The sequence below is a fragment of the Mycobacterium sp. MS1601 genome (assembly GCF_001984215.1).
Taxonomy (GTDB): Bacteria; Actinomycetota; Actinomycetes; order Mycobacteriales; family Mycobacteriaceae; genus Mycobacterium.
Map to the genome: position 1 here is coordinate 5,940,396 of NZ_CP019420.1, position 12,840 is coordinate 5,953,235.

General features: G+C 67.5%; 12 protein-coding genes and 1 pseudogene. 6 read left to right on the forward strand and 7 right to left on the reverse strand.

Features of this window, described 5'->3' with window-relative positions:
* Nucleotides 1-5 precede the first annotated feature (5 nt).
* From sufC to BVC93_RS28335, 4 genes and pseudogenes are all read right to left on the reverse strand, one after another.
* Nucleotides 6-773, reverse strand: coding sequence for a Fe-S cluster assembly ATPase SufC (gene sufC / locus BVC93_RS28320; protein ID WP_083740304.1), 768 nt, complete (start codon nucleotides 771-773; stop codon nucleotides 6-8).
* Nucleotides 774-1,952, reverse strand: coding sequence for a Fe-S cluster assembly protein SufD (gene sufD / locus BVC93_RS28325; RefSeq protein ID WP_083740305.1), 1,179 nt, complete (start codon nucleotides 1,950-1,952; stop codon nucleotides 774-776).
* Nucleotides 1,953-3,383, reverse strand: a complete 1,431-nt coding sequence (gene sufB, locus BVC93_RS28330) for a Fe-S cluster assembly protein SufB (protein WP_083740306.1) — start codon at nucleotides 3,381-3,383, stop codon at nucleotides 1,953-1,955. It abuts the gene before it with no gap.
* A 39-nt stretch (nucleotides 3,384-3,422) separates the two neighbouring features.
* A pseudogene (locus BVC93_RS28335) lies at nucleotides 3,423-4,155 on the reverse strand (helix-turn-helix transcriptional regulator); the annotation flags it as partial.
* 166 nt (nucleotides 4,156-4,321) lie between these two features.
* Between BVC93_RS28335 and mptB the strand changes: the two are divergent.
* Genes mptB through BVC93_RS28350 form a run of 3 tightly spaced genes read left to right on the forward strand, consistent with a single transcriptional unit; the run spans nucleotide 4,322 to nucleotide 7,736 of the window.
* Nucleotides 4,322-6,022 carry a polyprenol phosphomannose-dependent alpha 1,6 mannosyltransferase MptB gene (mptB, locus tag BVC93_RS28340; protein ID WP_083740308.1) on the forward strand — a complete coding sequence of 567 codons (1,701 nt, stop codon included), beginning with the start codon at nucleotides 4,322-4,324 and terminating at the stop codon, nucleotides 6,020-6,022.
* Nucleotides 6,019-6,948, forward strand: coding sequence for an ABC transporter ATP-binding protein (locus tag BVC93_RS28345; RefSeq protein ID WP_083740309.1), 930 nt, complete (start codon nucleotides 6,019-6,021; stop codon nucleotides 6,946-6,948). The genes mptB and BVC93_RS28345 overlap by 4 nt, the downstream gene beginning before the upstream one ends.
* Complete coding sequence (locus tag BVC93_RS28350) at nucleotides 6,945-7,736, forward strand: ABC transporter permease (protein WP_083740310.1); 792 nt, start codon at nucleotides 6,945-6,947, stop codon at nucleotides 7,734-7,736. The genes BVC93_RS28345 and BVC93_RS28350 overlap by 4 nt, the downstream gene beginning before the upstream one ends.
* Here the strand turns inward: BVC93_RS28350 and BVC93_RS28355 are convergent.
* A complete protein-coding gene (locus BVC93_RS28355) occupies nucleotides 7,729-8,328 on the reverse strand; it encodes a hypothetical protein (RefSeq protein ID WP_236950164.1) in 600 nt (199 codons plus the stop codon). The genes BVC93_RS28350 and BVC93_RS28355 overlap by 8 nt on opposite strands.
* A gap of 87 nt (nucleotides 8,329-8,415) precedes the next feature.
* Here BVC93_RS28355 and BVC93_RS28360 point away from each other — a divergent pair, with 87 nt between their 5' ends.
* Together BVC93_RS28360 and BVC93_RS28365 are read left to right on the forward strand one after the other, a co-directional pair.
* Nucleotides 8,416-8,997, forward strand: coding sequence for a TetR/AcrR family transcriptional regulator (locus BVC93_RS28360; RefSeq protein ID WP_083740311.1), 582 nt, complete (start codon nucleotides 8,416-8,418; stop codon nucleotides 8,995-8,997).
* A 21-nt stretch (nucleotides 8,998-9,018) separates the two neighbouring features.
* On the forward strand, nucleotides 9,019-9,978 hold the full coding sequence (locus tag BVC93_RS28365; protein ID WP_236950165.1) for a COX15/CtaA family protein: 960 nt from the start codon (nucleotides 9,019-9,021) through the stop codon (nucleotides 9,976-9,978).
* Here the strand turns inward: BVC93_RS28365 and BVC93_RS28370 are convergent.
* The gene (locus tag BVC93_RS28370; RefSeq protein ID WP_083741427.1) at nucleotides 9,925-10,866 is read right to left on the reverse strand and encodes an ATP-grasp domain-containing protein; all 942 of its coding nucleotides are present in this window, start codon (nucleotides 10,864-10,866) and stop codon (nucleotides 9,925-9,927) included. The two genes, BVC93_RS28365 and BVC93_RS28370, sit on opposite strands and share 54 nt — an antisense overlap.
* A gap of 31 nt (nucleotides 10,867-10,897) precedes the next feature.
* On the opposite strand from BVC93_RS28370, the gene BVC93_RS28375 reads away from it, so the two are divergent.
* A complete protein-coding gene (locus BVC93_RS28375; RefSeq protein ID WP_083740313.1) occupies nucleotides 10,898-11,872 on the forward strand; it encodes a quinone oxidoreductase family protein in 975 nt (324 codons plus the stop codon).
* A 52-nt stretch (nucleotides 11,873-11,924) separates the two neighbouring features.
* Here BVC93_RS28375 and BVC93_RS28380 read toward each other — a convergent pair whose 3' ends face one another.
* Nucleotides 11,925-12,806 carry a heme o synthase gene (locus tag BVC93_RS28380; RefSeq protein WP_442929112.1) on the reverse strand — a complete coding sequence of 294 codons (882 nt, stop codon included), beginning with the start codon at nucleotides 12,804-12,806 and terminating at the stop codon, nucleotides 11,925-11,927.
* Nucleotides 12,807-12,840 lie beyond the last annotated feature (34 nt).

A 12,840-nucleotide genomic window follows, 5' to 3' on the forward strand; every position in this document is an offset into this window, starting at 1 on the left:
ACCTCCTATGTCTGGGACACAGCCTGGGCGAAGCGTTCGTAACCGCCGGCTTCGAGCTCATCGGCCAGTTCCGGGCCACCGGATTCGACGATGCGCCCGCCCACGAACACATGCACGAACTGCGGCTTGATGTAGCGCAGGATGCGGGTGTAGTGCGTGATCAACAGGACGCCGCCATCTTCGGTCTCCTTGTAGCGGTTCACGCCTTCACTGACCACGCGCAGCGCGTCGACGTCCAAACCGGAGTCGGTCTCATCGAGGATGGCGATCTTCGGCTTCAGCAGGCCCAGCTGCAGGATCTCGTGACGCTTCTTCTCGCCACCCGAAAAGCCTTCGTTGACACTGCGTTCGCCGAAGGCCGGGTCGATGTCCAGATCGCTCATCGCGCCCTTGACCTCTTTGACCCAATGCCGCAGCTTGGGAGCCTCGCCGCGTACGGCCGTGGCGGCGGTGCGCAGGAAGTTCGACATGGACACCCCGGGCACCTCGACCGGGTACTGCATGGCAAGGAAGAGCCCCGCACGCGCCCTTTCGTCGATGCTCATCTCCAGCACATCCTGGCCGTCGAGCGTGATGGACCCGGAGGTGACGGTGTACTTGGGGTGCCCGGCAATGGCGTAGGACAGCGTGGACTTGCCGGATCCGTTGGGGCCCATGACGGCATGGGTCTCACCGGATTTCACGGTCAGGTCGACGCCCTTCAAAATCGGGACCTCGCCCCCTTCCGGGGTGAAGACCGATGCGTGCAGGTCCTTGATTTCCAGAGTGGTCATTTACGCGGTTCTCGATTCGGTGATGGCTAGTTCTCGTTCGATGGCTTCGGTGAGGCGCTCGCGCACGGCGGGCACGGCGATCTTGGCGATGATCTCGTTGAAGAAACCGCGCACCACCAAGCGGCGGGCCTGCTCTTCTGGGATACCCCGGGCGCGCAGGTAGAACAACTGCTCGTCGTCGAAACGTCCCGTGGCACTGGCGTGTCCGGCGCCGACGATCTCACCGGTCTCGATCTCCAGGTTGGGCACCGAGTCGGCGCGGGCGCCGTCGGTGAGCACCAGGTTCCGGTTGATCTCGAAGGTGTCGGTGCCGGTGGCCTCCGCGCGGATCAGCACGTCGCCGATCCACACGGTGTGGGCGTCGGGCTTGCGGGAATCCGGATCCCCTTGCAGCGCACCCTTGTACAGCACATCGGACTTGCAGTTCGGGTAAGCGTGGTCCACGAGTAGCCGCGACTCGAAGAACTGGCCGTCATCGGCGAAGTACGTGCCGAGCAACTGGGCATCGCCGCCTTGGGCGGTGAACCGGACGGTGGCCGAGGTGCGCACCACATCGCCGCCCAGGGTGACGTTGACGTGCCCCAGTACCGCGTCCTTGCCCAACTTGGCGTGGTGTGCACTGACGTGCACGGTGTCGTCGGCCCAGTCGGCAATCCAGATGACGCCCACCTTGGCGGCGTCGCCGACAATGATCTCGACGTTGTCGGCCAGGATGCCGCTGCCGCGCAGGTCCACCACCACGGTGGCCCGAGACAGCTCCTCGACGCGGATCTGCAGGTGCTCGTAGGTCACCACGCCGGCGCCGGGTCCGTCGATCACGATCTCGATGGGCTCGGCGACCTCGGTGTCCCGGGCGACGGTCACCACGGTGGCCGTCTGGAACGACGAATACGCTTGTGCGGCAACCCGATCGGTGGGAGTGCCGGCCTCTCCCAGGCGGGTGTCGTCGCGCCCGACGGTCTCCACCGTCACGCCGGGGTTCTCGGAGACGGTGATGACCGCCGACCCGGAGGTGACCGCGGACCCGTCGTGCAGGCCGCGCAGGCGCTTGAGCGGGGTGAACCGCCACAACTCGTCACGGCCGCCGGGTACCTCGAACGCGTTGACGTCGAACGAGGCGAACAGTTCGCCCTTGTTCTTGACGATGCCTTCGACAGCTTCGGTCAGGTTTTGCGTCATTTAACCGACAGCACCTTCCATCTGCAGCTCGATGAGGCGGTTGAGCTCCAGCGCGTACTCCATCGGGAGTTCCTTGGCAATGGGCTCGACAAAACCGCGCACCACCATGGCCATGGCCTCGTCCTCCGTGAGGCCGCGGCTCATCAGATAGAACATCTGGTCCTCGCTGACCTTGGAGACGGTGGCCTCGTGCCCCATGGTCACGTCGTCCTCGCGGATGTCGACGTAGGGGTAGGTGTCCGACCGGCTGATGGTATCCACCAGCAGCGCATCACATTTCACGCTCGACTTGGAGCCGTGGGCGCCCTTGTTCACCTGCACCAGGCCGCGATATGACGCACGGCCACCGCCGCGAGCCACCGACTTGGAGATGATGTTGCTCGACGTGTTGGGCGCCAGGTGCAGCATCTTGGCGCCGGTGTCCTGATGCTGCCCTTCACCTGCGAACGCCACCGAGAGCACCTCACCCTTGGCGTGCTCACCGGTCATCCACACGGCCGGGTACTTCATGGTGACCTTGGACCCGATGTTGCCGTCGATCCATTCCATGGTGGCGCCGGCCTCGGCGCGGGCCCGCTTGGTCACCAGGTTGTAGACGTTGTTCGACCAGTTCTGGATGGTGGTGTACCGCACGCGCGCACCCGGCTTGACCACGATCTCGACAACAGCCGAGTGCAGCGAGTCGCTCTTGTAGATGGGTGCGGTGCACCCTTCCACGTAGTGCACGTAGGAGTCTTCGTCGGCGATGATCAGCGTGCGTTCGAACTGGCCCATGTTCTCGGTGTTGATCCGGAAGTAGGCCTGCAGCGGGATATCGACATGGACGCCCTTGGGCACGTAGATGAACGACCCTCCCGACCACACCGCGGTGTTGAGCGCGGAGAACTTGTTGTCACCGGCCGGGATCACGGTGCCGAAGTACTGCTTGAACAGTTCGGGATGCTCACGCAGGCCGGAGTCGGTGTCCAGGAAGATGACGCCCTGGGCCTCGAGGTCCTCGCGGATGGAGTGGTAGACCACCTCGGACTCGTACTGCGCGGCGACACCGGAGACCAGCCGCTGCTTCTCGGCCTCGGGGATGCCCAGCTTGTCGTAGGTGTTCTTGATGTCGGCGGGCAGGTCATCCCAGGTGGCCGCCTGCTTCTCGCTGGAGCGCACGAAGTACTTGATGTTGTCGAAGTCGATGCCGTCGAGCTCCGAACCCCAGTTGGGCATCGGCTTCTTGTCGAAAGTGCGCAGCGCCTTGAGGCGCACGTCGAGCATCCACTCGGGTTCGCTCTTCTTGGCGGAGATGTCGCGGACGACGGCCTCGGACAGCCCACGCTGGGCGCTGGCGCCTGCGACATCGGAGTCGGACCAGCCGTAGCCGTACTTACCCAGCGAGGCGATGGTCTCCTCTTGAGTCAGTGGCGTCTCCGGTGTGAGTGTCATGACGACACACTCCTTGCTCTCTGGTTGGCTTCGGCGCGGGCTGTGTGCCGAAGGTCGATCTGATGTTTCGGGGGTCGGCCGGTCAGCTGGTGAGCGGCACGTGGGTGGTGCAGGCGCAGTCGCCGTTGCTGATGGTCGCCAGGCGCTGTACGTGAGTACCCAACACCTCGGCCATGGCCTTGGCCTCGGCTTCACACAGTTCGGGAAACTCCTCGGCGACGTGTGACACCGGACAGTGGTGCTGACAGATCTGCACACCGCCGCCCACCTTGGCAGTGGTGGTGACGTAACCGGCTTTGGTGAACGCGTCAGCTATCCGGTCGGCACCGTCCTCGACGTCGGCGCCCTGCGGCACCCCGGTCAGGATCGACTCGATGCGGCGGCGCGCGAACATCTGAATGGCTTGGTCTCCGCCGATTTCGCGGAGCTGACGCATGGCAGCCGAGGCCAGGTCGTCGTAGGCGTGCTCGAGTTTGGCGCGCCCGGCGGAGGTCAACCGATAACGTTTGGCCGGTCTGCCACGGCCTTCCTGCTGCCAGGCGGCGGCGGCGTTGGCCTCGGCGTCACCGGCGTCGATCAGTGCGTCGAGGTGACGCCGGACGCCGGCCGCGGACAATCCGAGCCGGTCGCCGATGGCACTTGCCGTGATGGAACCCGACTCGAGCAGCAGGCGGATTACGGCTTTACGGGTGTGTCCGTCCTGGGTGGCCGGCACGGCGTCATGCGCACGCGGAACCTCAGAATGGATTTTCACAACACCAGTGTGACGCAATTACCGGGGTCGGTCTAGCAAGGTCACCCTTACATGCCGGTCCGAATTGTCACACCGGACTCGGGAATAGAGCGCCGGACCCCGGGCTGGGTCGCCGTGCTCGTGCGCCCGCACACCGCTGGGGAACCCTCACGGAGCCTCGGACTCCGGCCGTTAGTCTGCTCTGATGGCCGACCGTCGACGTTCGTGGAGTTCGTCGATCGCAGGCTGGCACGGCGACGAGCGTCCCGTCGGCTCTCCGCTGAACGAGGACGAGACCGTCGCCATGCGCCGGACCCGCTGGTTCGGCGCCACCGGAACGGTGCTGATGGCGATCGGCGCCCTGGGCGCGGGCGCACGGCCGGTGGTGCAGGATCCGACGTTCGGGGTGCGGCTGCTGAACCTGCCATCGCGAATCCAGACCGTCTCGCTGACGATGACCACCACCGGTGCGGTGATGATGGCCCTGGCCTGGCTGATGCTGGGCCGGTTCGCCCTCGGCAAGCGCAAGATGTCGCGCAGCCAACTGGATCGCACGCTGGTGCTGTGGATGCTGCCGCTGCTGGTGGCACCACCGATGTACAGCAAGGATGTCTACTCCTACCTGGCGCAGAGCCAGATCGCCCGCGACGGTCAGGACCCCTACGTCGTGGGGCCGGCACCGGGCCTGGGGCTCGACCATGTGTTCACGCTCTCGGTGCCCAGTCTCTGGCGCGAGACCCCGGCGCCCTACGGCCCACTGTTCCTGTGGCTCGGCGAAGGCATCTCGGCCCTGACCGGCGAGAACATCGTCTGGGCGGTGCTGTGCCACCGGCTGGTGGTGCTGGTGGGCGTGGGTCTGATCGTCTGGGCCACCCCGCGGCTGGCGCGTCGCTGCGGGGTCGCCGAAGTGTCCGCGCTGTGGCTGGGTCCCACCAATCCCCTGCTGTTCATGCACCTGGTGGCGGGCATCCACAACGAGGCGTTGATGCTGGGCCTGATGCTCGCAGGCACCGAATTCGCCCTGCGTGGGGTCGAAGGCACCCACCGGCTGATCCCCCGGCCACTGCGCCTGCCCCGCGGCCGGGTGCAGTGGGCCGCGTGGGCGCCTCTGGGGCTGTTGGTGGCGGGCACCGTCCTGATCACCCTGTCGTCGCAGGTCAAGTTGCCGTCGCTGCTGGCGCTGGGTTTCGTCGCGATGGCCCTGGCCTGTCGATGGGGCGGCAGCTTCAGAGCCTTCTTGATCGCCAGCTGCAGCCTGGGTGCGGTGTCACTGGCCGTCATGGTCGTCATCGGCTGGGCCAGCGGTCTCGGATTCGGCTGGCTGTTCACCCTGGGCACGGCCAACGTGGTGCGCAGTTGGATGTCGCCGCCCACGCTGATCGCCCTGGGCACCGGCCAGGTGGGCATCCTGCTGGGGCTCGGCGACCACACCACCGCGGTACTGGGCCTGACTCGCGCCATCGGCGTGCTGATCATCACGGTGGTGGTCAGCTGGCTGCTGCTCTCGGTGCTGCGCGGCCGGCTGCATCCGGTCGGCGGGCTCGGCGTGGCCCTGGGAGCCACACTCCTGCTGTCGCCGGTGGTGCAGCCCTGGTATCTGCTCTGGGCCATCATTCCGCTGGCGTGCTGGGCCACCCGTCCGGGCTTTCGCACCGCGGCCATCGTCGGGACCTTGGTGGTCGGGATCTTCGGCCCCACCGCCAACGGGGACCGGTTCGCGCTCTTCCAGATCGTCGATGCGACCGTGGCCAGCACGATCATCGTGCTGATCCTCATCGGCCTCACCTTCCGACGGCTGCCCTGGCGCGCGGTGGCGCCGCCGGTCAGCGAAACCGACCCGCCGGAACCCCCGGGAGCACCACGATCAACCCGCACCACACCCGACGCCTACGCTGAGTCTCCGTGAGGTCGACTGCACCCGTACCCCTGCGACTGCACGGGGTCACCAAACGCTACGGCGAGGTCACCGCCGTTTCCGGTCTGGATCTCGAGGTGCAGCCCGCCGAGGTGCTGGCCCTGTTGGGCCCCAACGGCGCGGGCAAGACCACCACTGTCGAGATGTGTGAGGGTTTCCTGCGCCCCGACGGTGGCACCATCGAGGTTCTGGGTCTGGATCCGTTCGTCGACAACGCCCGGCTGCGGGCCCGCATCGGCGTGATGTTGCAGGGCGGCGGCGGGTATCCGGCGGCCCGCGCCGGAGAGATGCTGAACCTGGTGGCCGCCTACGCCGCCAATCCCCTGGACCCGCAGTGGCTGTTGCACACCCTCGGGCTGACCGATGTCGCGCGTACCACCTATCGACGGCTCTCCGGTGGCCAGCAGCAGCGCCTGGCGCTGGCGTGCGCGCTGGTGGGACGCCCTGAGCTGGTGTTCCTCGACGAGCCGACGGCCGGGATGGACGCCCACGCCCGGCTGGTGGTGTGGGAGCTGATCGACGGGCTGCGCCGCGACGGGGTCACCGTGGTGCTGACCACACACCAGCTGAAAGAGGCCGAAGAACTGGCCGACCGGCTGATCATCATCGACCACGGAGTGGCCGTCGCCGAAGGCACGCCGGCCGAGCTGATGCGCAGCGGCGCCGAGGACCAGTTGCGGTTCACCGCACCCCGCAAACTTGACCTGTCCCTGCTCGTCAGCGCCCTACCGGAGAACTACCGGGCCGTCGAGATCGCCCCCGGGGAGTATCGGGTGGAAGGGCACATCGATCCGCAGGTGCTGGCCACCGTGACAGCCTGGTGCGCCCGGCTCGACGTGCTGGCCACTGACATGCGGGTGGAGCAACGCAGCCTCGAGGACGTCTTCCTCGAATTGACCGGCCGGGAGTTGCGATGACGACGTCGTCCTCTACCGAGGGGCTTTTCCCCTCCGGGACCTTCACCCCCGATCCACGGCCCAACACCGTGGCCGAGATGCTCAAGGCACAGTTCGGCCTCGAGCTGAAGTTGTTGCTGCGCAACGGCGAACAACTGCTGCTGACGATGTTCATCCCCATCACGCTGCTGGTGGGCCTGACCCTGCTGCCGCTGGGCTCGTTCGGCGAGAATCGCGCGGCGACGTTCGTCCCGGCCATCATGGCACTGGCGGTGATCTCCACGGCATTCACCGGCCAGGCCATCGCCGTGGCCTTCGACCGGCGTTACGGCGCGCTGAAACGCCTTGGCGCCACGGCACTTCCGGTGTGGGGCATCATCGTCGGCAAGTCCCTGGCCGTGGTCGCCGTGGTGTTCCTGCAGGCGGTCATCCTCGGTGCCATCGGACTGGCGCTGGGTTGGCGGCCCAGCCCGGTCGGCTTGTTGGTCGGAGCGGTGATCATCGCCCTGGGCACGGCGGGTTTCGCCGCACTGGGCCTGCTGTTGGGCGGCACCCTGAAAGCCGAGATCGTGCTGGCCCTGGCCAACCTGCTGTGGTTCGTCTTCGCCGGACTCGGGGCGCTGACGCTGGAGGGCGAGACAGTGCCGTCGGCGGTGCAGTGGGTGGCCCGGTTGACTCCCTCGGGTGCACTCACCGAGGCGCTGACGCAGGCGATGTCGATGTCGGTGGACTGGTTCGGGCTGGCTGTTCTGACAGCGTGGGGCGCGGTGGCCGCGGTGTGCGCGTTGCGGTGGTTCCGCTTCACCTGAGCTGGGGCACCAAGAACTCCAGGCGCCCCACCTCTTCGATGTTGTGCCTGACCCAGGCCCGCACCATCGGGTCGGGGAATTTGCGGGTCAGAAGGTAGTTCACCGGTGTGAGCAGCGCCGAGCGCGCCCCGATGTCCAAGACCGTGACGTAGTGGGTGCCGTCTGCACCCGCCGACCAGGTGTGCTCCAGCTGCAGGATCGGGACTCCCGCTGCGCGCTGCACGAGTCGGATCCCGGTGTCGTCGAGCTTCTCCACTCGGTCGACGACGTCGACACGAAAGTCGGGGCGGCCGAACTGCTCGACGATGCGGAACCGCGCCCCCTCTGCGGCTCCCCCGCCCCGGGCGGCCCGGGCCAGTTCCCAGTCGATGTGGTCGATCGGATGCCAGGCCAGGTAGCGCGCGGTTTTCTCACCGTTGTAGGTCATGGTCTCGCCGATGTGGCCGAACCAGTCCAGCAGTTCGGCCGGGGTGATCCCGGGCAGCGGTCGGTGGTCGATGGTGACCCGGCGGCGAAGGTGCGGCGCTGTGGTGTGACGGATCGTCGCCGAGTCGACGGTGCGCATCGGATACAGCACAGGACAGGTGGTCATGGCGGATCCTCTCGGCGGTTGGGTACGGTTACGTTTCTTACGGTAGGCTGCCGACATAAGAAACGCAAGCGTGTCTTTAGGAGGATCGTGCAACGTCGTCGTGGAGCCGAACTCGAGGCCGCCATCCGCGCCGCGGTGCTGGAGCTGGTCGCCGCCCGCGGCGCCGCGGGCGTCACCATGGAGGCCGTCGCCGCCGCGGCAGGCACCAGCAAGCCAGTCCTGTATCGGCGCTGGCCCGACAGCCAGGCGCTGGTCCGCGACACCCTGCTGACCATGGCTACCACGGCCATACCCGCCGCCGACACCGGCAGCTACCGCACCGACATGCTGGCCACCCTGCGCGGCTGGGTGGCGCTGTTCACGGGGCCGACGGCACCGCTGCTGCGCGCGGTGATCGCTGCGATGAGCCACGACGATGTGCTCGCCGACGCCTTCCGCTCGGAGGTGATCGGGTGGCGCAAGGAACAGATGGGCGAACTGCTGGCCCGCGGCGTCGCGCGCGGTGAGGTACGCGCCGATGTCGATGTCGACATCCTGCGGGAACTGGCCCAAAGTGTGCTGTGGCACCGGCTGCTGATCACCGACGATCCCATCGACGACGACTTGGCGGTCCGGTTGGTCGACAACATCCTGCTACCCCTGGTAACCCCTACTACAGCCGGTAGTTAACTCTCCCCTACTCTGTTCAACGTGTGGTTTCAGCGGCTGGTCGACCGGCTTCCCGCAGCGAGTCTGCGTACCCAGCGGATCATCGGCGCACTGGTCATCCTGACCCAGGGCGGCATCGCCGTCACCGGCGCCATCGTGCGCGTCACCGCCTCCGGCCTGGGCTGCCCCACCTGGCCACAGTGCTTCCCGGGCAGCTTCACCCCCGTCCCCCATCCCGAGGTCGCGGGCATCCACCAGGCCGTCGAATTCGGCAACCGGATGCTGACCTTCGCCGTGGTGGCCACCGCGGCCGCCGCCGTGATCGCCGTGACGCGCGCGCACCGGCGCCGCGAGGTCAGGTTGTATGCCTGGTTGATGCCGCTGTCGACCGTGGTTCAGGCCGTCATCGGCGGCATCACCGTGCTGACCGGGCTGCTGTGGTGGACCGTGGCGATCCATCTGCTGGCCTCGATGGCCATGGTGTGGGTGGCAACCCTGCTGTTCGTCAAGATCGGCGAACCCGACGACGGTGTGCCCACCCCGACCGCGCCCCGGCAGCTGCGGCTACTGTCCGCGCTCACCGGCGTCACCCTGGCCGCGGTCCTGGTCACCGGCACGCTGGTCACCGGGGCGGGCCCCCACGCCGGCGACAAGAGCATCGAACGGCCCGTCGCCCGGCTGCAGATCGAGATCACCACACTGGTGCACGCGCACTCGTCGCTGCTGATCGCCTTCCTGGCGCTGGTGGTGGGCCTGGGCTTCGGACTCTGGGCCGTCAACGCGCCCAAGGCCGTCATGCTCCGGCTCTACGTGCTGATCGCGCTGGTGGTGGCACAGGGGCTGCTGGGCGCGGTGCAGTTCTTCACCGGCGTGCCCGAGGCGCTGGTGGCGGTACACGTGGCCGGCGCCGGCGCCTGCACGGCGGCCACAGCGGCGCTGTGGGCGTCCCTACGGCCGAGAACGGTGCGACAGCGGACCGAGCCCGAGCTTCTCCAGCGCTGATTCGACGGCCAGGGCGAAGTCCCGCTGCTTGACGTCGCGCTCGCTGCTGCCCAGTTGCCGCCAGCCCAGTGACGGCTCCACCAACTCCAGCTCCAGCAGCAGCGGATCCCGGTGGCCGCCCAACAGATCCACCCGCGCGTAGAGGAAGTCCTGCGGGGTGCAGCCCAGGTGTGCCGCAGCGGCGGCCAGCGCCGCCTGGCCCACATCCCACAGTGCGACGTCCGGGTCGGCAGCCGACAGCGACTCCTCGGCGTAGGTGCCGGACTCGTCGAACACCGGTGTGCTGCCCGGCGGCGGCAGCATCGGCCCCTTGGTGAACGCGTGCGACTGCCGGCCGGCCAGAAACACCAAGGCCGTCTCCCCCTGCTCCACCCGGGGGTCGTAGGGCTGCACCATCGCGGTGGCCCCGGATTCCTGCAGGGTGGCGGCATGGTCGCGGGCGGCGCTGTGGTCGGTGAAACGTAAAGCACCCACCGAACCCGCACCCACCGCGGGTTTGACCACCACTTCGCCGGCGGGCAGGTGCACGATCTCACCCGGAGCGAAGAATTCGCTCTCCACCACCGGCACCCCGGCGACGGCCAGGTCCTCGAGGTAGGTCTTGTCGGTGTTCCACCGCACCACCCCGGGAGCGTTCAGCAGGTGCGGCACGCGGGTGGTCCACGCCAGGAACTCGTCGAGCCGCTCGATGTAGTCCCACGTGGCTCGCATGATCACCAGGTCACTGTCCAGGGTCGCCGGGTCGTCCCAGGCCAGCCAGCGGGCGTTCAGGCCGCGGGTTCGCAGGGCGCCCACCAGGCCGTCGTCGTCGCCGTCGCCGGTGACCAACTTCGGACATCCGGCCAGCACGATCCGGGGATGGAACAAGTCAGGGCGTGCCAGCTTCATCCGGTCTTCACGCTCAAGGATGATAGTCAGCATGCATGCGATCGAAGTTCCGCAGACCGGCGGCCCCGAAGTCCTGACCTACGTCGAGCGCCCCAAGCCCACACCTGGCCCGGGTCAGGTACTCATCAAGGCCGAGGCCATCGGCGTGAACTTCATCGACACCTACTTCCGCAGCGGCCTCTACCCGCGAGAGACACCGTTCGTCTCCGGAAGTGAGGTCTGCGGCATCGTCGAGGCCGTCGGCGACGACGTGGCCGCCCTCAACGTCGGTGACCGCGTGGTCACCAACGTCGCCGACGGCGCCTACGCCGAATACGCCGTCGCCCCTGCAGACTTCGTGGCCTACGTGCCAGACGGCGTGGCCCCGGACCAGGTGGCCTCGGCGCTGCTGAAGGGGATGACGGCGCACTATCTGCTGAAGTCGACGTACGCGGTGCAGCCGCAGGACACCATCCTGGTGCACGCCGGCGCCGGCGGTGTGGGGCTGATCCTGACGCAGTGGGCCACCAGCCTCCGTACCCGGGTGATCACCACCGCCTCTACGCCGGAGAAGGCCGAGCTGTCCCGCCAGGCGGGCGCCATCGAGGTGCTGGACTATCCGGACGATCCGGCGGAGTTCGCCGCCACGATCCGTGAGCTGACCGACGGCGTGGGTGTCGCGGCGGCCTATGACGGCGTGGGCAAGAGCACCTTCGAAGCCAGCCTGGCGAGCCTGGCGGTCCGCGGCGTGCTCGCGCTGTTCGGCGCGGCCAGCGGCCCGGTGCCGCCGTTCGATCCGCAGCGGCTGAACCCCGCGGGCTCGGTGTTCCTCACCCGGCCCAGCCTGGTGCACTACACCCGCACCGCCGACGAGTTCGCCTGGCGGGCCGGTGAGCTGTTGGACGCCATCGCCTCGGGCGCCATCACCATCAACGTCAGCGCCCACTACCCGCTGGAGAATGCCGAGCAGGCGCATCGCGATCTGGAGGGCCGCAAGACGGTCGGCTCCATCGTCCTGATCCCCTGAGGGATTTGGGCGTGATTACGGTCGCTGAGCGGCTGTAATCACGCCCAAAACCCTAAAAAACCGTGGGCAGCGCGACGGCCGAGTCGATGGCCAGCGCACAGAACACGACAGCCAAATAGTTGTTCGACTGCAGGAACAGCCGCAAAGGTTTGACGGGCTCACCGCGTCGCACGCCCGCGTAGAGCTGGTGCGCCATGATCAGGAACCAGGCCCCGGCCAGCAACGCCACGCCCGTGTACAGCCAACCAGTGGCAGGCACCAGCGCCAGCGTGGCCAGAACCGTCAGCCAGGTGTAGATGACGATCTGCAGCGTGACGTGTTTCTCGGTGGCCACCGACGGCAGCATCGGCACCCCGGCCGCGGCATAGTCGTCCTTGTAGCGCATGGCCAGCGCCCAGGTGTGCGGCGGCGTCCAGAAGAAGATGATGGCGAACATCACCAGGGCGGGCCACTGAATGGTCCCGGTCACAGCGGACCAGCCGATCATCACCGGCATGCAGCCGGCCGCGCCACCCCACACCACGTTCTGCGAGGTCCTGCGCTTGAGCAGCAGGGTGTAGACGAAAACGTAGAACGCGATGGTGATGACGGCGAGCACGCCGGAGAGCAGGTTCGACGTCCACCACAGCCAGAAGAACGAGCCGACGGAGAGCACCAGTCCGAACACCAGGGCATTCCGGGTGGCCACCGTGGCGCGGGCCAGCGGGCGCCGGGCGGTGCGCTTCATCACCTTGTCGATGTCGGCGTCGGCCACGCAGTTCAGCGTGTTGGCGCCGGCGGCGGCCAGCATGCCGCCCACCAGAGTGTTCAGGATCAGCAACGGGTCGACAACACCGCGGTTGGCCAGCAGCATCGCCGGAATAGCGGTGACCAGCAACAATTCGATAACGCGTGGTTTGGTCAGCGCGATGTACGCCAGCAAAGTGCCGCGGATCCGCTTGGGCGCCCCTCCGGCTTTTGACGTGCCG

Excerpts from the sequence above, each read along its gene's own strand:
- sufC (WP_083740304.1), bottom strand. The coding sequence starts at position 773 with ATGACCACTCTGGAAATCAAGGACCTGCACGCATCGGTCTTCACCCCG.
- sufD (WP_083740305.1), bottom strand. The coding sequence starts at position 1,952 with ATGACGCAAAACCTGACCGAAGCTGTCGAAGGCATCGTCAAGAACAAG.
- sufB (WP_083740306.1), bottom strand. The coding sequence starts at position 3,383 with ATGACACTCACACCGGAGACGCCACTGACTCAAGAGGAGACCATCGCC.
- mptB (WP_083740308.1), top strand. The coding sequence starts at position 4,322 with ATGGCCGACCGTCGACGTTCGTGGAGTTCGTCGATCGCAGGCTGGCAC.
- BVC93_RS28350 (WP_083740310.1), top strand. The coding sequence starts at position 6,945 with ATGACGACGTCGTCCTCTACCGAGGGGCTTTTCCCCTCCGGGACCTTC.
- BVC93_RS28355 (WP_236950164.1), bottom strand. The coding sequence starts at position 8,328 with ATGACCACCTGTCCTGTGCTGTATCCGATGCGCACCGTCGACTCGGCG.
- BVC93_RS28370 (WP_083741427.1), bottom strand. The coding sequence starts at position 10,866 with ATGAAGCTGGCACGCCCTGACTTGTTCCATCCCCGGATCGTGCTGGCC.
- BVC93_RS28375 (WP_083740313.1), top strand. The coding sequence starts at position 10,898 with ATGCATGCGATCGAAGTTCCGCAGACCGGCGGCCCCGAAGTCCTGACC.